Source organism: Paraburkholderia sp. BCC1876, from assembly GCF_902833695.1.
Lineage (GTDB): Bacteria > Pseudomonadota > Gammaproteobacteria > Burkholderiales > Burkholderiaceae > Paraburkholderia.
Genome location: NZ_CADFGI010000001.1, coordinates 250,175 through 268,724, shown reverse-complemented (window position 1 = coordinate 268,724; position 18,550 = coordinate 250,175). Strand labels below are relative to the sequence as shown.

General features: G+C 63.7%; 20 protein-coding genes and 1 riboswitch. Of the genes, 12 read left to right on the top strand and 8 right to left on the bottom strand.

From position 1 onward, the window contains the following. The first annotated feature begins 150 nt into the window (after nucleotides 1–150). Nucleotides 151–1,176: an alpha/beta hydrolase gene (locus tag HWY05_RS01070; protein WP_176057123.1), complete on the top strand. Its 1,026-nt coding sequence runs from the start codon at nucleotides 151–153 to the stop codon at nucleotides 1,174–1,176. 68 nt (nucleotides 1,177–1,244) lie between these two features. On the opposite strand, the gene HWY05_RS01065 is transcribed toward HWY05_RS01070, so the two are convergent. Further along, entirely contained in the window at nucleotides 1,245–2,264 is a 1,020-nt protein-coding gene (locus HWY05_RS01065) for a class I fructose-bisphosphate aldolase (protein WP_035557329.1), read from the bottom strand. A 91-nt stretch (nucleotides 2,265–2,355) separates the two neighbouring features. Beyond that, nucleotides 2,356–2,676: a thioredoxin family protein gene (locus tag HWY05_RS01060; protein WP_035557327.1), complete on the bottom strand. Its 321-nt coding sequence runs from the start codon at nucleotides 2,674–2,676 to the stop codon at nucleotides 2,356–2,358. Nucleotides 2,677–2,916: 240 nt separating this feature from the next. Here HWY05_RS01060 and HWY05_RS01055 point away from each other — a divergent pair, with 240 nt between their 5' ends. The 4 genes from HWY05_RS01055 (at nucleotide 2,917) to HWY05_RS01040 (ending at nucleotide 6,685) form a co-directional block, all read left to right on the top strand. Beyond that, the gene (locus HWY05_RS01055) at nucleotides 2,917–3,213 is read left to right on the top strand and encodes a DUF2628 domain-containing protein (protein WP_035557324.1); all 297 of its coding nucleotides are present in this window, start codon (nucleotides 2,917–2,919) and stop codon (nucleotides 3,211–3,213) included. A 153-nt stretch (nucleotides 3,214–3,366) separates the two neighbouring features. After that, complete coding sequence (locus HWY05_RS01050) at nucleotides 3,367–4,707, top strand: sugar efflux transporter (RefSeq protein ID WP_035557321.1); 1,341 nt, start codon at nucleotides 3,367–3,369, stop codon at nucleotides 4,705–4,707. A gap of 233 nt (nucleotides 4,708–4,940) precedes the next feature. Further along, entirely contained in the window at nucleotides 4,941–5,978 is a 1,038-nt protein-coding gene (gene gnd, locus HWY05_RS01045; RefSeq protein ID WP_176057122.1) for a phosphogluconate dehydrogenase (NAD(+)-dependent, decarboxylating), read from the top strand. Between the two features lie 14 nt (nucleotides 5,979–5,992). Continuing rightward, nucleotides 5,993–6,685 carry an HAD family hydrolase gene (locus HWY05_RS01040; protein ID WP_176057121.1) on the top strand — a complete coding sequence of 231 codons (693 nt, stop codon included), beginning with the start codon at nucleotides 5,993–5,995 and terminating at the stop codon, nucleotides 6,683–6,685. 124 nt (nucleotides 6,686–6,809) lie between these two features. Here HWY05_RS01040 and HWY05_RS01035 read toward each other — a convergent pair whose 3' ends face one another. Both HWY05_RS01035 and HWY05_RS38590 read right to left on the bottom strand, forming a co-directional pair. Beyond that, nucleotides 6,810–7,349: an ankyrin repeat domain-containing protein gene (locus HWY05_RS01035; RefSeq protein ID WP_051980815.1), complete on the bottom strand. Its 540-nt coding sequence runs from the start codon at nucleotides 7,347–7,349 to the stop codon at nucleotides 6,810–6,812. A gap of 117 nt (nucleotides 7,350–7,466) precedes the next feature. Further along, nucleotides 7,467–7,592 carry a hypothetical protein gene (locus tag HWY05_RS38590; RefSeq protein WP_279614053.1) on the bottom strand — a complete coding sequence of 42 codons (126 nt, stop codon included), beginning with the start codon at nucleotides 7,590–7,592 and terminating at the stop codon, nucleotides 7,467–7,469. A gap of 328 nt (nucleotides 7,593–7,920) precedes the next feature. Between HWY05_RS38590 and HWY05_RS38585 the strand changes: the two genes are divergently transcribed. The 4 genes from HWY05_RS38585 (at nucleotide 7,921) to HWY05_RS01020 (ending at nucleotide 12,213) form a co-directional block, all read left to right on the top strand. Further along, the gene (locus HWY05_RS38585; protein WP_279614052.1) at nucleotides 7,921–8,043 is read left to right on the top strand and encodes a hypothetical protein; all 123 of its coding nucleotides are present in this window, start codon (nucleotides 7,921–7,923) and stop codon (nucleotides 8,041–8,043) included. A gap of 54 nt (nucleotides 8,044–8,097) precedes the next feature. After that, nucleotides 8,098–8,343: a hypothetical protein gene (locus HWY05_RS01030; protein ID WP_035557313.1), complete on the top strand. Its 246-nt coding sequence runs from the start codon at nucleotides 8,098–8,100 to the stop codon at nucleotides 8,341–8,343. Nucleotides 8,344–8,649: 306 nt separating this feature from the next. Next, nucleotides 8,650–11,043 (top strand): phosphoketolase family protein, encoded by a 2,394-nt coding sequence (locus HWY05_RS01025; RefSeq protein ID WP_035557310.1) that lies wholly within the window; start codon nucleotides 8,650–8,652, stop codon nucleotides 11,041–11,043. Between the two features lie 12 nt (nucleotides 11,044–11,055). Then, nucleotides 11,056–12,213, top strand: coding sequence for an acetate/propionate family kinase (locus tag HWY05_RS01020; protein WP_176057120.1), 1,158 nt, complete (start codon nucleotides 11,056–11,058; stop codon nucleotides 12,211–12,213). A 38-nt stretch (nucleotides 12,214–12,251) separates the two neighbouring features. Here HWY05_RS01020 and HWY05_RS01015 read toward each other — a convergent pair whose 3' ends face one another. Together HWY05_RS01015 and HWY05_RS01010 are read right to left on the bottom strand one after the other, a co-directional pair. Further along, a complete protein-coding gene (locus HWY05_RS01015; RefSeq protein ID WP_035557304.1) occupies nucleotides 12,252–12,512 on the bottom strand; it encodes a BON domain-containing protein in 261 nt (86 codons plus the stop codon). A 150-nt stretch (nucleotides 12,513–12,662) separates the two neighbouring features. Then, nucleotides 12,663–13,874, bottom strand: a complete 1,212-nt coding sequence (locus HWY05_RS01010) for a D-amino acid dehydrogenase (RefSeq protein ID WP_176057119.1) — start codon at nucleotides 13,872–13,874, stop codon at nucleotides 12,663–12,665. A gap of 182 nt (nucleotides 13,875–14,056) precedes the next feature. Further along, a riboswitch (glycine riboswitch) is annotated at nucleotides 14,057–14,151 on the bottom strand. A 198-nt stretch (nucleotides 14,152–14,349) separates the two neighbouring features. Between HWY05_RS01010 and HWY05_RS01005 the strand changes: the two genes are divergently transcribed. Together HWY05_RS01005 and HWY05_RS01000 are read left to right on the top strand one after the other, a co-directional pair. Then, complete coding sequence (locus HWY05_RS01005) at nucleotides 14,350–14,982, top strand: LysE family translocator (protein ID WP_111934982.1); 633 nt, start codon at nucleotides 14,350–14,352, stop codon at nucleotides 14,980–14,982. A gap of 357 nt (nucleotides 14,983–15,339) precedes the next feature. Further along, on the top strand, nucleotides 15,340–16,329 hold the full coding sequence (locus HWY05_RS01000) for a hypothetical protein (protein ID WP_176057118.1): 990 nt from the start codon (nucleotides 15,340–15,342) through the stop codon (nucleotides 16,327–16,329). Between the two features lie 83 nt (nucleotides 16,330–16,412). Here the strand turns inward: HWY05_RS01000 and HWY05_RS00995 are convergent, their stop codons facing one another. Next, nucleotides 16,413–16,988, bottom strand: coding sequence for a GNAT family N-acetyltransferase (locus tag HWY05_RS00995; protein WP_176057117.1), 576 nt, complete (start codon nucleotides 16,986–16,988; stop codon nucleotides 16,413–16,415). 6 nt (nucleotides 16,989–16,994) lie between these two features. Beyond that, nucleotides 16,995–17,567 (bottom strand): XRE family transcriptional regulator, encoded by a 573-nt coding sequence (locus HWY05_RS00990; protein WP_176057116.1) that lies wholly within the window; start codon nucleotides 17,565–17,567, stop codon nucleotides 16,995–16,997. A 245-nt stretch (nucleotides 17,568–17,812) separates the two neighbouring features. On the opposite strand from HWY05_RS00990, the gene HWY05_RS00985 reads away from it, so the two are divergent. Next, the gene (locus HWY05_RS00985; protein WP_176057115.1) at nucleotides 17,813–18,517 is read left to right on the top strand and encodes a YceH family protein; all 705 of its coding nucleotides are present in this window, start codon (nucleotides 17,813–17,815) and stop codon (nucleotides 18,515–18,517) included. Nucleotides 18,518–18,550: the final 33 nt, after the last annotated feature.

Here is an 18,550-nt window from a genome sequence, read left to right as displayed (position 1 = left end):
TTAGTCTGATGTTTCGCCATCGAATGGGCCGTTGAATGCTTCGTTCGATGGGTATAGCGCTTGCTGAATTCGACCGCATACACGGTCGTCGAGCGCCGCTTTGAAAGTGCCTCCGATGGGTCCGTGCCTTCACCCATCAGGAGTTGCGACATGACACTCGGCGACACGATCAAAGGCATGGTGGGACTCGATCCCACCGGACATGCCGATCCCGATATGAAGGCCGTGCTCGACGCACTGAAGAGCCTCAATCCCAAACCGATCGAAAAATGCACGGTAGCGGAGGCGAGAAAACAGCCCACGCCCGCCGACGCCGTCAAGAAACTGATGACGCAGCCGGCATTCAGCGCGCGGCCTTCGCTGGAACTGGAGGCGGTGCGTACTGAAGACATCGTGATTCCGGGCGCGGGCGGCCATGGCAATCCGGCGCGCGTTTATACGCCGCAAGGCGAAGGGCCGTTCCCGCTGATGCTGTATTTTCACGGCGGCGGCTGGGTGATCGCCGATCTCGACACTTACGACGCAACGCCGCGCGCCATCGCCGCGCAAAGCCACGCGATCGTGGTGTCCGCGCATTACCGGCAAGCGCCCGAACATCGTCTGCCGGCGGCGCACGACGACGCGTTCAGCGCGTGGCACTGGCTGGTCGAGAATGCGGCGAGCCTCGGCGGCGATCCGGAGAAACTCGCCGTGATGGGCGAGAGCGCGGGCGCGAATCTGGCGATCAACGTGTCGATCCGCGCTCGCGATGCCGGCATGCACACGCCCATGCATCAAACGCTGATCTATCCGGTGGCGAGCAACAATATCGTGTCGGTATCTTATGAAGAGAACCGCAATGCGCGGCCGCTGAACAAGCCGATGATGCTGTGGTTCATGCAGAACGTGATCAATAGCGAGAGCGATCTGACCAGCCTGTTGATCGATGTGGTGAGCGCCGACCTGTCCCGTTTGCCGCCGACGGTGGTGGTGACCGCGGGCATCGATCCGTTACGCTCGGACGGTGAGACGCTGGTGCAGAAACTGCATACGGCGGGCGTAGCGGTGGAGCACCGCAATTATCGCGGCGCGACGCATGAGTTCTTCGGGATGGCGCCGGTGGTGGAGGCCGCGCGTGACGCGCAGGCTTTTGTCTCGCTTGCGCAGCGGCAGGCGTTCGGCGCGGCGCCTTTATAAAGGACGCCGCGCGAGGTTTGTCGGCGAGTGGCGTCTCGCCGTTTACTTTTACGGCTAACGGCTAACCGTTAGCCTTTTTCCTGCGCCGCGTCGTATTTCCCCAGCGCGGCCGCGCTGTTCAGCCGCGCGCGCTTGAGCAAGGCCTCCTGCGCTTCCTTGACGTTGCCCGGCTGGCCCTTCCACGCTTGCAGCGGCGGTTCCTGCAACGCGCGCCCATACGAAAAGCTCAGATTCCACGGCAGCGGCCCGAGGCGATTCATCGCATCCAGATTCGCGGTGGCTTCTTCGGGCGTCTGACCGCCGGACAGAAACACGATGCCCGGCACCGCCGACGGCACCGTACGCCGCAACACCCGCACGGTATGCGCCGCGATCTCGGCCACCGACGACTGATGGGCGTGCTCGGAACCGGCCAGCACCATGCTCGGCTTCAGCAGAATATGTTCGAGCACCACGCGGTGCCGGTGCAACGCATTGAACACCTCGTGCAGCACGGCTTCGGTCACTTCCGCGCTGCGCTGGATGGTGTGATCGCCATCCATCAGCACTTCTGGTTCGACGATCGGCACGATGCCCGCTTCCTGCGAAATCGCCGCGTAGCGCGCCAGCGAATCCGCGTTCGCTTCGATCGCGAGACGGCTCGGCAGGCTCGCGGTGATGTTGTAGACCGCGCGCCACTTGGCGAAACGCGCGCCTTGCCGTTTGTAATCGACGAAGCGTGTGGCGAGGCCGTCCAGCCCTTCGGTGATTTCGTCGCCCGGCGCGAGCGCTAGCGGGATCTTGCCGAGGTCGACCTTGATGCCGGGCACGACGCCGTTTTTCGCCGACAGTTGCGGGAACGGCGTGCCGTCGTCGGCTTTCTGGCCGAGCGTTTCTTCATAGAGGATCACGCCGCTCACGAACTCGCCGAGCCCCGGCGTGGTGAGCAGCAGATTGCGGTACGCGCGGCGGTTTTCCTCGCTCGATTCGAGGCCGATCGTCTTGAAGCGTTTGGCGATGGTCGGGCCGCTTTCGTCGGCGGCGAGAAGGCCTTTGCCGGGTTGAACCATGGCCTTGACGGTGGCTTGCAGCTCGCTACGGGTGTCCATGAGGTGTGCTCCCTTTTGATCCGGTTTGCGGATGGAATCCTGCAGTAAAACCTGCGATGAATCTGGTGACTCGACCTGCTATCTCATCGGCTCACAGCGACGTCAACGCTTGCGTGATGTCCGCCGCGCCGGTGGGCCGCACCACGCGCGCGACTTCGATGCCGTCGCGCATGAACACCAGCGTGGGCCAAAGCTTGACCTTGAACGAACGGCCCAGCAGCCGGCCGGGACCGTCTTCGATTTTCAGGTGGCGGATGTCGGCATGCGGTTCGAACGCCTTCGCGATCGATGCCTGCGCGCCCTGACAATAGCCGCACCAGTCGGTGCCGAATTCGACGACGGTGGCGCCGGGCAGGGCGTCGAGTTCGGCGCGCGAAGGGGCTTTCGTTGAGTAGGCGGTCTGGGTGGCCATGCATGCTCCGGTGCGGTTCGATCTTTGCGGGCAGGCCTTTCGCGGGGTGGGAAGGCCGGCGCGTGAATTCGGTAAGAGTAGCAGCTATGCTTCTAATCGTCAGTGAGCAAGGCCTCGATGGAGCACCGCACGGCGAGCTCGGCCGCCCCTTTTGCGCGCATTTTCATCCGCCTGTTCTCGTGGCGTGTTAAACATCGTCACGCGCCGTCGAGTGGCGGCGTATTGCATTGAGGAAAGGACATGGGAGCAAGGATCTATCTGCATTATCCCGGCAACGAGGACACCGTCGCCGTCCCGACCGGCTTCAGTTGGGGCGCATGCCTGCTGGGTTTCATGTGGGCGCTGTCGAAGAAGATGTGGTTTGCCGCGTTCGTGATGCTGGCGGTCAGCGTGATTCTGTTCTGCTCCGGGCTGTGGGGCGAAACGGCCGACTGGATCGGTACTGTGCTCGGCGTGCTGTTCAGCGTCGGTTGCGGGGTGTACGGCAATCAGTGGCATCGCTGGACGCTGGAAAAGCGCGGGTATGTCGTGCTGTGACGCGCAAACTGCTAGGTAAGCGGATTTGGGATGCGACCGGCACGGGTTTACGCGCCCGCAAGCCAGGTTGATAATGCCCCGGTTGTTCCGGCTACGAAGTCCTCGGCGCGCGTTGCGTTTCGCGGGCACGCTCCTCCTGACCCACCGCCACCCGTGTTGAAAACCTCACGTTTTTTCGACCTGCTGCGCATCCCTGGCTTCAAGCCGCTCGCCGCCGCGACCCTCATGCTCGGCGTCGCGATGTCGTTCACCGCTCCGTATCTGTCCTTGTTCGGCGTCGAACGCGCCGGCATGACGCCGTTCAGGCTCGGCGTCTTCATGACGCTGATCGCCGCCAGCGGTGTGCTCGCCAGCACCCTCGCGGGCCGTTGGAGCGATGCGAGCGGACGGCATCGCCCGTTGCTGCTCGCGGCACTGGTGGCGGCCGCGCTCGGCTATCTGTGTTTATGCGTGGTGCGTGATTACCGCTTGCTGCTGGCGGTCGGCATCGTCTTTATCGGCGCGGGCGGCTCGGCGATTTCCATGGTCTTCTCGTTCAGCCGCGCGGCGTTGCCGGTCGGCGACCCGGCCGAGCGCGTGTTCGCCAGCGCGACCTTGCGGACCATTCTGTCGGCGGCGTGGGTGTTCGGGCCGTCGGTGGGTGCGCTGGTGCTGGCCGCCAGCAGTTTCTACGGCCTGTTCCTGTTCGCCGCGGCCAGTTTCGCGGCCTGCGCGGCGATCGTCTGGCGTATGCGCGAGCCGCAAGGTCATCTGGGCGACCACACGGTGGAAGACACGGCGTCGGAGCCGTCGGCGTCGATCACCGTGCCGCCGCTCACCACGCCGGGCGAAGACGCACACGAAGACCTGCCCGGCGTCGCGTCGGCCAACGACATCGGCCGCGCGGTCGCCGCGCTCACGCTGCTGGGGCTCGCCGCGAATGCGACGATGATCGTGCTGCCGCTGTACATCGTGCATGGCCTGAACGGCACGCATCTGGACGTGTCGGTGATGCTCGGCCTCGGCGCGTTGACCGAAATCCCGATGATGCTCGCGCTCGGCGCGAAGTCGTCCTCGCTGCACAAGCCGAACTGGCTGGCGGCGTGCGCCGCCGTGCACGCGGTGTATTTCGTCGGCATGTCGATGGCCGGCACGGTGCATATGCTGATCCCGATGCAGATCCTCAACGCGTTCGTGGTCGCCGTGACCTCGTGCCTCGGCATGACCTATGTGCAGGATCTGATGCCGCATGCGCCGGGCCGCGCCACCGCGCTGTTCTTCAACGCGGCGCGGGTCGGCTCGATTCTGTCGGGCGTGTTGTCGGGCTTGCTGGTGCAGGCGTTCAGCTATCGCGGCACGTTCCTGTTTTGCGGTTTGCTGGCGTTGTGCGCGCTGGTGCTGTTCGCGGTGCCGGGCGATCGCTATCCGCTGATGTGGCGCGCGGTGAAGCGCTTCGCGCGTGCGCAATATGTGAAGTTGCAGGCACGCGGCGGTGGACGGCGTGACCGGGCCTAAGCGCAACGTGCAAAACCCACACGCAACAGCCGCGTAAAAAGACCCACCTGTAAGACGACCGTCAGCCGAATCGAAACCCACACGGGCGGCACACCAAACCAATTCCATTCACGCGGAACTTTACGCCGTGCAAAACCTCTGCAAAGAGGCGTATCGTCTTTTGACGCGCGCGGTGATGCACAGTAAAACGAACCAGGTCGAGCAACGCAACGACGCACTTTCCGGAGCGAGATATGCAGCTAGGCATGATTGGATTGGGACGCATGGGCGCCGACATGGTGCGACGCCTCACGAAAGGCGGTCAGCACTGTATTGCCTACGACGTGCAGGCAGCGGCAGTGGACAAACTGAAACAGGACGGCGTGGCGGGCGCAAGTTCGCTCGAAGACCTCGTCGCGCAACTGGAGAAGCCGCGCGCCATCTGGCTGATGGTGCCGGCCGCCGTGGTCGACGCCACGCTCGACAAGCTGGTGCCGCTGCTGGAACCGGGCGACATCGTGATCGACGGCGGCAACTCCTATTACCACGACGACATTCGTCGCGGTAACGAACTGGGCGCACGCAAGCTGCACTACGTGGACGTCGGCACGAGCGGCGGCGTGGCGGGTCGCGAACGCGGCTACTGTCTGATGATCGGCGGCGAGCCGGAGGTGGTGAAACACCTCGAACCGATCTTCGCGGCGCTCGCGCCGGGCGCGGGGGCGGCGACGCCCACGCCGGGCCGCACGGCCAGCGCCAGCACGGCGGATCAGGGCTTTCTGCATTGCGGGCCGCAGGGCGCGGGGCACTTCGTGAAGATGGTTCACAACGGCATCGAGTACGGGATCATGGCCGCGTACGCCGAGGGGCTGAATATCCTGCATCACGCCGACGCCGGCAAACACGCGCGCGAAGTCGACGCTGAAACCACGCCGCTGCGCCGTCCCGAGTTGTATCAATACGATCTGAATCTCGCCGAGGTCACCGAGGTCTGGCGTCGCGGCAGCGTGATCGGCTCGTGGCTGCTCGATCTGATCGCGGGGTCGCTGGTCAGCGATGCCGAGCTGAAGAACTACGCGGGCCGCGTATCGGATTCGGGCGAAGGGCGCTGGACGGTCGCGGCCGCCATCGACGAAGGCGTGCCTACGCCGGTGCTGAGCGCGGCGCTGTTCGCGCGCTTCAGTTCGCGCGGCGAAGCGGACTTCTCGAACCGGGTGTTGTCGGCCATGCGCAACGACTTCGGCGGCCACGTCGAGAAAGCCGCTACGCCGCCCGACGGGCAGAAGAGTTAATCAACGGAGCAGCAATGTCAGCCACCCCCGCCACGCCGCACGACGTCGTGTTTCTGTTCGACTGCGACAACACCTTGCTGGACAACGATCATGTGCTGGCGGATTTGCGCGCGCACATGATGAAGTCGTTCGGCGCGGAAAACAGCGCACGCTATTGGGAGATTTTCGAGCAGTTGCGTTCGGAACTGGGTTACGCCGACTATCTTGGCGCGTTGCAGCGCTACCGGCTCGAACATCCGCGCGACACGCGCCTGTTGCTGATGGCGTCGTTTCTGATCGAGTATCCGTTCGCGAACCGGCTCTATCCGGGCGCGCTGGATGCGTTGCGGCACGTCGCGCAACGCGGGCCTACGGTGATTCTGTCCGATGGCGACGTGGTGTTCCAGCCGCGCAAGATTGCCCGTTCGGGTCTATGGGACGAGGTCGAAGGGCGCGTGCTGATCTACATCCACAAGGAGCAGATGCTCGATCAGGTGATGGAGTGCTACCCGGCGCGCCACTATGTGATGGTCGACGACAAGCTGCGCATTCTGACCGCGATGAAGAAGGCGTGGGGCGAGAAGCTGACCACGGTGTTTCCGCGCCAGGGGCACTACGCTTTCGATCCGAAGGAAATCTCCAGCAATCCGCCGGCGGATGTAAGCGTCGAACGGATCGGCGAGTTGGCGGAGATCGATCTGGATGCGCTGCTGGGCGGGAAGGGCTGATACGGGCGGTAGCCCTTCCCGGTTGCGAGTTGGGTTGGCTGCCACGCTTCATGCCGTGCCGTACTAAGGCATGGCATGACGCTTGGACCAACGCCACTCCAGCGCTTCAACAGAAAACCGGAACTCAGGCGCCGCCGAGTTCTTTCAACCGCGCCTGCGTGTCTCCCGCGCCCATGCGGCCGGCGGCATCCAGCGCGCTCACGCCGTTCGCGTCGCGCGCGTTGGGGTTGGCACCATGCGCAATCAGCAACTCCATGATCGCCGTGCGGTTGAACATTGCGGCAACCATCAGCGCGGTGCGGCCGTCGGGTGACGCGCCTTCCACATCCGCGCCATGCGCGAGCAACGTCTCGATCACCGCGTCGAAGCCCTTGAACGCCGCGCCCGCGATCGGCGTCTGGCCGTTGTCGTTGCGCAGGTTCGGATCGGCGCCGCGTTCGAGCAGCACGCGCACCGCATCCGCGTGACCGTGGTAGCTCGCCAGCATCACGAGGCTGTCGCCCTTGTCGTTGCGCAGATTCGGCGGTGCGCCTTTTTCGATTACCGCGGCCAGCATCGTGGCGTCGCCGCGTCGTGCGAGATCGAATACCTGCTGCGCGAGTTCGATCAGTTCAGGATCGATCTTCGACGGGTCGGCCGGGGAGGGTTCAGGATGGTGGGTCAATGGAATCTCCTTGCAATGAGCCTGGGCGCCATGCTGGCGCCGCGCGAACGCTCAGAATACACAGTCCGCGTACAGTCCGCGCAGATCCCGTGCCCACCTCGCATGTCCGGCCTCGCGTCAGGTCACCCCGAACAGCTTGACCAGCAACCCGAACACACCGATCAGCACAGAGACGCCCGCGAACAGCAGCACGATCGAAAGAACGAGAATCAGAGGCGCCTTGAAGCGGCTGGGTGTCGACATGATGGCCGTTGAGAATGAGGGATGAGAGGAAGGCGTGCTACACGCGTCCGATGCGCTCCGCCGATGCGCACCGCCGATGCGCACCGCGCGGCGAGCATAAACCGGTTCGCTTAATCCGTGCTTAAAGTCTAACGCATGAGCACCGGCCGGCCGCTGCACCGCGCGATCGAACGGCGACCAGACGTGTGGTTCATTAGGGCGCATACTCCGTGCATCGCGGCACGAGTGATGCGGGTTTGTTCAAAGTCAGCCACATGCGCCGTCGGTTGCCCGCGGTTTCGTTGCCGGCGCTCAGGCGCCGCGTGACAGGCGGGCCAAAAGGAAAATCATGACATCCGCAATCTGGGGCATCGTGGCCGGCACGGCGCTGATGTTCGGCGCTTCGATCTACCTGCGTCAAATCCATCTTCTGCATCGCCCGGACCGCCGCTGGACAGGCAAGAAGCGCTGACCGGCAAATCCGTTCCCAAGCAGTCTCACGCCTATCCTCGATCAGGGAGTCATCATGTCGTCACTACCCACGCAACGACCGCCGCCGTCAACGCTGCGTCAGTCCGATACGCCTGCCGCCACGCGTGACCGGCGCGCGGAACTCAGCCGTGCCGACGAAGCGCGTGCCGAGCAACGACGTCACGACGACGCCCGTAACGATCCGAGCGCCGGTAAATGGCGTTACCGTCCGCCGGGACGGGAGGAGATCGCGCTGGAGGCCGGTCGTTCGCCGACCAAAAAGGCGCGCACGGCCGACTAGTTTTTACCTCACAATCGCGGCCGATACTCGTGTCGGCCGTCGCTTGAACGCGGCAAACGCGATCTATATCAAAGCATGAGCGAATTGCGTCGAACCATGACGCGCACTGTGGGTCACAACCCCTGACAATCGTCGACGAAGTCCCGCCACGCGATGCGCGTCGAGTCTTTGCTTTGACGCTTCCGTTATGTCATGCGCATGACAAGCCGGCCGTTTCATCGCTTTTTTTAAAAGCCCGCGCATGTCACGCATCATCGCCGCAGCACCCGCTAACCTGCCTGACAGTCCTTTTCGAGGAGTGACGCCATGGCCGAAGCAACCTCACGTGCGACCCCGCCGACGATTCTGGATCCCGACACACTGCGCAAGATGGACCGTTACTGGCGAGCCTGCAATTACCTGTCGGCCGGCATGATCTACCTGCGCGACAACCCGCTGTTGCGCGAGCCGCTCAAACCCGAACACATCAAGAACCGCTTGCTAGGCCATTGGGGCTCCGATCCGGGACAAAGCTTCCTGCTGGTGCATCTGAACCGGATGATCCGCAAGCTCGATCTGAATCTGATCTACATTGCCGGCCCCGGTCACGGCGCGCCCGCCACGCTCGCCAATTGCTACCTCGAAGGACACTACTCGGAGATCTATCCGGACCGCAGCGAGGACGAAGCCGGCATGCGCCGCTTCTTCCGGCAGTTCTCGTTTCCCGGCGGCATCGGTTCGCACTGCACGCCCGAAACGCCTGGCTCGATTCATGAAGGCGGCGAGCTTGGCTACAGCCTGTCGCATGGCTATGGCGCGGCGTTCGACAACCCCGACCTGATCGTCACCGTGATGATCGGCGACGGCGAAGCCGAGACCGGCCCGCTCGCCACCTCGTGGCACTCGAACAAATTCCTCAACCCGATCCGCGACGGCGCGGTGCTGCCGGTGCTGCATCTGAATGGCTACAAGATCGCCAATCCGACCATCCTCGCGCGGATTCCGCGTGAAGAGCTCGAAGCACTGCTGACCGGCTACGGCCACAAGCCGTATTTCGTCGAAGGCGACGACCCCGACACGATGCATCAGCAGATGGCCGCGACGCTCGAACAATGCATCGGCGAAATCCGCGCGATCCAGCAGCATGCGCGCGAACGCAACGACGCCACGCGACCGCGCTGGCCGATGATCGTGCTGCGTTCACCGAAGGGCTGGACCGGCCCGAAGGAAGTGGACGGCCATAAAGTGGAAGGCTCGTGGCGCGCGCACCAGGTGCCGGTGCTCGATCCGGTCACGAATAGCAAAAGCCTGAAGCTGGTCGAACACTGGCTGCGCAGCTACGAACCCGAATCGCTATTCGACGAAGCGGGGCGTCTCGTCGAAGAACTGCGCGAGCTCGCGCCCGAAGGCGCGCGCCGTATCAGCGCCAATCCGCATGCGAACGGCGGTTTGCTGTGCAAGACGCTCGACCTGCCGCCGTTCCGCGACTACGCGGTCGCGGTGAAAAAACCGGCGGCCTCGTACACGTCGCCCACCGAAGTGCTCGGCACGTTCCTGCGCGACGTGATGCGCAATAACATGACGAACTTCCGCGTATTCGGCCCCGACGAAACCGCCAGCAACAAGCTGACGGCGATCTACGAGGCGTCCGAAAAGACCTGGCTCGCGCAAACCGAAGCGAGCGACGCCGACGGCGGCGAACTTTCCACCGATGGCCGCGTGATGGAAATGCTGAGCGAACATACGCTCGAAGGCTGGTTCGAAGGTTACGTGCTGACCGGCCGTCACGGCCTGTTCGCGACCTACGAAGCGTTCGTCCACGTGATCGATTCGATGTTCAACCAGCACGCCAAGTGGCTGGAAAAAGCCAAGCGCGACCTCGGCTGGCGGCAGCCGGTGCCGTCGATCAACCTGCTGATCACGTCGCTGGTCTGGCGTCAGGATCACAACGGCTTCACGCATCAGGACCCCGGCTTTCTCGACGTGGTCACGAATAAAAGCCCGGACGTAGTGCGTATTTATCTGCCGCCCGACGCGAACTGCCTGCTGAGCGTGGCCGATCATTGCCTGCGTTCGCGCGATTACGTCAACGTGATCGTCGCCGACAAGCAGCCGCATCTGCAGTATCTCGACATGGACGCGGCCGTCACGCATTGCACCAAAGGCATCGGCATCTGGGACTGGGCGTCGACCGATCAGGGCGTCGAGCCGGACGTGGTGATCGCCTGCGCGGGCGACATCGCGACCATGGAGGCGCTCGCCGCGGTAGAGATCCTGAAGGCGCGTTTCGCCGATCTGAAGATCCGCTTCGTCAACGTGGTCGATCTGTTCCGTCTGATGCCCGAGCACGCGCATCCGCATGGGCTGTCGAGCCGCGATTTCGATTCGCTGTTCACTACCAGCAAGCCGGTGATTTTCAACTTCCATTCGTATGCTTCGCTGGTGCACAAGCTGACCTATAACCGCACCAATCACGACAATCTGCACGTGCACGGCTATCACGAGAAGGGCAACATCAATACGCCGCTCGAACTGGCGATCATCAACCAGGTGGACCGTTTCTCGCTTGCCATCGACGTGATCGATCGCGTGCCGGCGTTGCGCGGCGTCGGCGACCATGCGAAGGAATGGCTGCGCGGCCAGATCATCGAGCATCTTGCTTATGCGCATGCCGAAGGCATCGACAAGGAAGAGATCCGCAACTGGACCTGGAAAGGCTGAGCGAGGCAGGCGATGGAACCTCAAGAGCGCGCCCCGGCGCCGACGATTCTGGTGCTGAACAGCGGTTCGTCGTCGCTGAAATTCGGGCTGTTCACCTACGCGAGCGGCGACGAAGCGTTGCTGCTCGCCGGCAGTGCGGAAGGCATCGGGCGCGGCGACGGCAGCCTGCTGATCAAGGCGCCGGACGGCCGCGTGCTGGTGCAGCAGGAGCGGGTGCTGGAGTCGCAGACCGACGCGTTGCGCAAGCTTGCCGAGGTGCTCGCGCAGCAGGGTCATGGGCGGCCCGCGGCGGTCGGGCATCGGGTGGTGCATGGCGGGCCGCATTTGCGCAAGCATCAGCGGCTCACGCCCGAGGTGCGTCAGCGTCTGCAGGACGCCGTGCATTTCGCGCCGCTGCATATTCCGCCGGCGCTCGCACTGATCGACGAGGCCGCGCGGATTTTCGGCGACGCGCCGCATTTCGCCTGCTTCGATACCGCGTTTCATGCAACGCTGCCGCCGCGCGCGGCGCAACTCGCGTTGCCACGGCGGTATGTAAAGGCGGGGGTGATCCGCTACGGTTTTCACGGGCTGTCGTATGAGTCGCTGGTCACGCAGCTCGGCAACGCGCTGCCGTCGCACGCGGTGTTCGCGCATCTTGGCAATGGGTCGAGCCTGTGCGCGCTGCGCGACGGTAAGTCGGTCGATACGTCGATGGGGTTGACGCCGACCGGCGGTGTGCCGATGGGCACGCGCAGCGGCGATCTCGATCCCGGCGTGTTGTTGTATCTGATGCGGGTCGAGAAGCTGGACGCCGCCGCGTTGGAGACGCTATTGAATCGGCACAGCGGCCTCGCCGGTTATACGGACGGCGAAAGCGATATGCAGGCGCTGGAAAAACTGGCCGCGTCGGGCGATGCCAATGCGGCGCTGGCGCTCGATGCGTTCGCTACGGCGGTGCGCAAAACCATTGGCGCGTATGCGGCGTTGCTGGGCGGGATCGATCTGCTGGTGTTCACGGGTGGGATCGGTGAACACAGCGCGGGGATTCGCAAGCGCGTGTGCGACGGGCTTGCTTTCATGGGACTCGTGGAGGGCGATCCGGCGGGCAAGGTGAGGGCGATTCATACCGAGGAAGAGAAGCAGATCGCGCGGCATTGCCGGACGCTGTTGCGCGCTGAGGCGCATTGAACTGATCTGGCCGCTTTCTTTGCCGCTGACCTAGCCTCTTATTTCGGCTTGATGGTCGTGCGATCCAATACGCCGGTGACGCCGAACAGACGCGTGACGTCTTCGAGGGCGGCGATTCGTTGCTGATCGCGTTGCAGTTCGCCGCGCAGCGTGATGCGACCGGCGGCGACTTTCACCTTGACGGCGTGCTCGGGAACCGCGGTATCCCACGCGAGGCGACGGGTCGCTTCGGCGGCGATCTGAGCGTCGGTCAGGCGCGGGCTGGTCGTGCTGTGTTTCGTGGAACGGTGGTGTGGCATGGGTTCTCCACGGAGATTGCGGGGATGGGAGAACACTAGCAGATGTGACGGATTTTGCATTCGGCCTTTGCCGCCGTGATCGCCATCCACAAAAGCGTTCGCCCCTGCTGTGGGGGACGTCCCACAGCAGGGGCGCGTTGCAAACGGAGGCTACACAATCGCCGCAGCCACCGCCTGTGCCGTTGCCGCCGACAACGTCCACCCGAGGTGCCCGTGCCCGGTGTTGTAGAACACGCCTTGCCGTTTGCCCCGTCCCACCTTGGGCAGCATGCTCGGCAGCATCGGCCGCAAACCCGCCCACGGAATCACACGCGACGTCGACACTTCGGGGAAGTAGCGCCGTGTCCAGTCCACCAGCGGCGCAATCCGGTCCGAGCGGATATCGCGGTTGAAGCCGTTGATCTCCGCCGTGCCCGCCACGCGGAATCGATCCACACCGAGCCGGCTGGTGACGATCTTCGCGCTGTCGTCGAGCAGGCTCACCCACGGCGCGCGCCGCTGACTGGTTTCGTCGTCGAGACAGACCGTGATCGAATAGCCTTTCACCGGATAGATGTTCACGTGATCGCCGAGCATCGCCGCAAAATCGCGACTCTTCACCCCGGCGCAGACGACGATCCGCTCGAACGCAATGCGCTGCGACTCGCCTTCCAGATTGACCGTCAGCGAAAACTTGCCCTCCACGGGCTGCTCGATCGCCGTGATCTCGGCGTCGTAGTGAAACTCGACGCCGTGCCGCACGCAGGCATCCGCGAGACCGCGCGTGAACTTGTGGATGTCGCCGGTCGAATCGGACGGCGTGAAAAAACCGCCGAAGAAATCGCCTTGCAGCGTGGGCTCGATCCGCTGCAACTCGGTCGCCGACACCGGATTGCGGTCGAGGCCGCCTTCGCGCAGCAACGCATTCACCTTATTCGCCGCAGCGAATTCCTTCTGCGTTTTGTAGATATGCAGAATGCCGCGCCGTTCGAGATCGAACTCGATGCCCTCGCTACGCGCCGTCGAGAACAGATGTTCGCGCGCGGCAATCGCGAGCCGCACGGTCTCGACGGTGTTGCTCCGGTAGTGCGGAATCTGCCGCAGGAATTCGCCCATCCACGAGTATTTGTGCCACGTGGGCAGTGGATTGAGCAGTAGCGGGGCGTCGCGCGTGAGCATCCAGCGCAGACCCTTCAGCACGGTGGCGGTGCTGTTCCAGACTTCGGCGTTGCTGGCCGATAGCTGGCCGCCGTTGGCGAACGACGTCTCCATTGCCGCATAGCGATGGCGTTCGAAAACCGTGACGTGGTGGCCGCGTTGAGCGAGGGCGTAAGCGGTCGTGACGCCGGTAATGCCGGCGCCGATAATGGCGATTCGTGACATGACATAGTCCAGATGAGTTGAGCATCACCGGTGTCGATTTCGTGTCGAAACCGGCGTCGATGCCCCATCTGTCCCTGTACCTGAGAGTTTCTTCCCGCGCCATGCCGGCTCAATGCGAGCCGGAGTGGGGAATCCCCTTCGGTGGACGCGCGCAAGTGTCGGCGGCGTCGCTCTCCAGATGTTCCCGCTGCGCGGTCCTTTTGCCTGAGAGTTTCCGGGGCGGTTGCTCCGTCGGCGTCGTCACTAACCGCATGACGATCTCTCCCGCGCTGCATGCAGAACGGCACGACGATACCGGGCAAAAATTATTGCCGCAAGTGTTTCGTGCGCTGCGTTGCAGCGCGTGTGTGCTGTCCGAGCGTGGGTATGCGTGCGCGCTGTCCTGTGCGTGTGCTGCGATTGTGTACCGGGTCGGCGTGGCGGCGATCGGCTATAGTCAGCGGCACAATCCCCATTCATCAACGAGGAGAACGCCGTGCCCGCTTTCACAACGCTGCTCGCTTTCGGTCTGGTTTCACTCGGCATGGTGCTCACGCCGGGACCGAACATGATCTATCTGATCTCGCGATCGCTCTGTCAGGGCAAGCGCGCCGGTCTCGTGTCGCTCGGCGGCGTGGCGCTCGGTTTCGTGTTCTATATGTTCTGCGCGGCGTTCGGCATTACCGCGTTATTGCTCACGGTGCCGTTTGCGTACGACGCATTGCGCTTCGGCGGCGCACTGTATCTGTTGTATCTCGCGTGGCAGGCAGTCAAACCCGGCGGCCGTTCGCCGTTCCAGGTGCGCGATCTGCCGCACGATAGCCCCCGTAAGCTGTTCACCATGGGCTTCGTCACCAACCTCGCGAATCCGAAGATTGCGGTGATGTATCTGTCGCTGCTGCCGCAATTCATTTCGCCGGGACATGGCAGTGTGCTGTTGCAGTCGCTGGCTCTCGGCTGCGTGCAGATCGTGGTCAGCGTGACGGTGAATGCGATTATCGCGAGCATGGCGGGGTCGATCGCCGGGTTCCTCGCGGGTCGTCCCGTGTGGCTGAGGGTGCAGCGCTGGCTGATGGGCACGGTGCTCGCCGGACTCGCGGTGCGAATCGCGCTCGATTCGCGTCGGTAAGCGGTTCGATAGCATTCCCGGGCAAACGCTCTGCGTGCGGCGTGTCGTTGCGTTACTCCGCTATGACCGCCTGACTGTCGTCATGTCTATGCTGACTCCTTAGTCTGCTACCCCGGCGGACGACACTGGAAAAGGCGGATGAACGACATGAGCATGCCCATTCGGAGCGATTCCCCCCTTCAATCTGCATTTCAAAGGAAGTCTGTCGGCACCGGTGCTAGCGCCGGCGGGCAGCAGTCCATGGCCCCGGCCTCTCGCCCCGATCTTACGAAGACGAACGCGCCGACGGGACAGGGGCCGAGTCTCTTGCCGGGAGACGGTCACGCGGGCGCAGCGCACGTTCGTACGCAACGGGCGTTGACTGAACCGCGATGGCAGTCCACCAAGGAGACCTGGAGCGAATTCCAGTGTAGACATTTCAACTGGAATAACCGCCAGAGCGGCACGTGCGAGGCGGGCTCGGTACCAGCGAACGAAGGCAAGCAGCCGAAGCAATCGACCCTCGATATTTTATTGGCGATATCTTTCGCGGTGTTAGCCGGCGGCCCGACCGAGATGCTCCAGAAGCCATCCGGGGTTCCAGTCCGTCCTCCCTCTCCGATGGACGTGTCGCCTGCACCGTCGCGTCCTTCATCGCCAATGGACGTGTCGCCCGCACCGTCGCGTCCTTCATCGCCGATGGACGTGTCGCCCGCGCCATCCCGTCCAGCATCGCCGAAGGACACATCACCCACGCCCGCAGCGGGTCGCCCGGATGGGACCACGGCAGACCGGCCGGCCGATTCGGCGCAAGGCAGCGCGCCGTCCGCCAGTCATGCCGGAATACGCGGTCCCGATCCCTATCTCAGCCCGAACGCCGTGCCGCGCGGCATGCATATCAATGAAGTCGGCATGCTGGAGAAGTCGTCGTTTTCAACCGTGTATCGGGTTGAGCGTCCCGGTCTTCGAGAAGAGATCGCCGCGCATGGCTTTAGTCCGTCCAATCACTTCGGCGGAATTCAGAAGATGATCCAGGGCGACGCGATTATCGTTTCTGAAACGCCGGAAGGTGCCCGCATCTTCGGCAACGGTGAATACGGGGAGGGTCACTACGACTTATACGCAATCGATGCGAAAGGGTACAAGGGCGCGTCACTGAAAGACAACGTGGACTACAACACCGAGTTTGTCGCGCATGCAACGGGCCGCACAGCGGAGGCCTTGAAGAAGTTGCCGCCACGCGAAGTCGCGGAAGGTGCGCTGGAGTTCCTCGAGGCGCATATCGACGCGGCAGCGGGTCAGGCCAGCAAGATTCACCTTCTCGAACGAGGCGTGCCGCGCGACAGAAAATCCAGCGATTCCGAATGAGCGTGCGGCGCCTGGCGATGGCCGCATGTAACGGTCGGCAGTATGACTGCCGACCTGCTCGGGGAGCACGCGGCATGGGTTATTCATCGCGCCGATCCGTCCATTCGCGATTCATCTTCAAGGTGTCGCGGGCGCAGTGACTTATACATGATCGTCGTGGCGTCGAAGCGTTCCTCGTCCGGTCCGCGCGCGTAGCCCGGGATCATGCCGACCGCCTGATAGCCGAGTGCGATGTACAGCGGCTCGGCGTGATCGCCGGTACGCGTGTCGAGCGTGAGCAGGCTGCGCTGCAAACGCAGCGCGTGCCGCTCCAACTCCATCATCAACGCACGGGCGATCCCCCGACGACGCCACGCCGGATGAATCAGCAACTTGCGCACTTCGGCGCGATGTCGCTGGTTCGGCATCGTGTCGTAATCCAGTTGCACGGTGCCGGCGATTGCGTCGCCTTCACGCGCGACAAGCAGAACCAGCCGGCCATTAAGCAGCGTCGGCAGCACCTTGCCGCGCCAGAACGCTTCGCTCTCGTCGACGCCGTGGGGCAGCACGAAACCGACACTGGCGCCGTCATGCACGCAAGCATGCAGCAGCGTACCGAGTTCCGGCAGATGGCGTTCGAGATCGTCGGCGGAAAAAGGGGTGATGGTCATGGCGCTCATGTCGGCTCACACGATGAAAAGAAAGTAATGGGCGCCGCTGTGTGCGGGCGTCACGAAAGCGCTCGGGCCGAACAGCCGGTAGCGCAGGCAATCGCCAGGCTGCAGATCGTGGCTCTGACCGTCGACGGTGATTCGCAGTTGGCCTTCCAGCAGAATCAGATGATGTTCAAGCCCGGGTCTCGGCGACGCGTCGTAGGTAATGTGCGCGCCGGGTTCGAGTTCGCACTCCAGCGCTTCGCCGGCCAACGCCTGCGCGGGCGGCGACACGGAGCGACGCCGGAAGCCGGCCGCGGCGTCGGTCCACAAGGGCTGCTCGGCGCGCGGCACCCGCGGCGCGAAGTCCTCTTCGACCATATGCATGAGGCGCGACATCGGCAGGCCGTAGGCCACGCACAGCTTGCCGAGCACGCTCGCGGTCGGGCTCACGGCGGCGTTTTCGAGGCGTGACAGCGTGGCGCGACTGACGCCGCTGAGTCGCGCGAGATCGTCGAGCGACCAGTTTCGTTCGGCGCGTAGCGCTCGCAGACGCTGCGCGATGCGGCGGTCGATGGCGTTGTCGTCGGGGTGAGTTATTTCCATATTCGGGAAATTATCTCAAATATGGAAATTCGTCAATCGGAACAAAAAGGAGGAGTGAAGTTCGGCACCATGTTCACCGCTCGCAGCGTGAAGGTGAACGTAGACGCGCGGCGACCGGCATTCATGCACCGCGCACCGTCTGGCCCGTTTATCATAGGGGCCGCCATCCAGAAAGCGCCGCCAGGCTGTGCAACGGCAACGCACCACATCTACGAGACCCGGCGACTCCAGCCGCAACATCATCCATGAACACCACTCCCGACGCTGTTTCCCGTCCCTCCCTCCGCGCGTTGACCTTGCTCGAAGGGCGCGTGCTCAGCGTGCTCGTCGAAAAGCAGCACACCGTGCCGGACAGTTATCCGCTGTCGTTGAACGCGCTGACCTTGGGCTGCAATCAGAAAACCGGCCGCGCGCCGGTGATGAACGCCACCGAAGCCGAAGTGCTGACCGCCGTCGACGGTCTGAAACGACTGAGTCTGGTGATGGAAGGCAGCAGCAGCCGCGTGCCGCGTTTCGAGCAGAACATGAACCGGGTGCTGGGCTTGCCGAGCCAGTCGGGCGCGTTGCTGACCACCTTGCTGCTACGTGGCCCGCAGACCGCAGCCGAATTGCGCCTGAACAGCGCACGCCTGCATGGTTTCGCGGACATCTCATCGGTCGAGGCGTTTCTCGACGAACTCGCGGCCAACGATCCGCCGCGCGTCGTCAAACTGGCGCGCACGCCGGGCGAACGTGAGAACCGCTGGACGCATCTGCTGTGCGGTGAAGTCAACGCGAGCGATCTGGCCCAGCCGGGCAATGACGACGACTCCGTGCCGTTATCCGCGTTCGAGGCGGTGAAGGCCGAGCAGAAGCGTCTCGCGGAAGAAGTGAGCCGGCTCAAGACGGTAGTGCGGCGCATGGCCGCGGAGTTGGGGATCGCGGTCGACGATCTGGGCGACGACGCCTGAGCGGCGTTTCACCTATTGCGCGTTTGAGTCGGG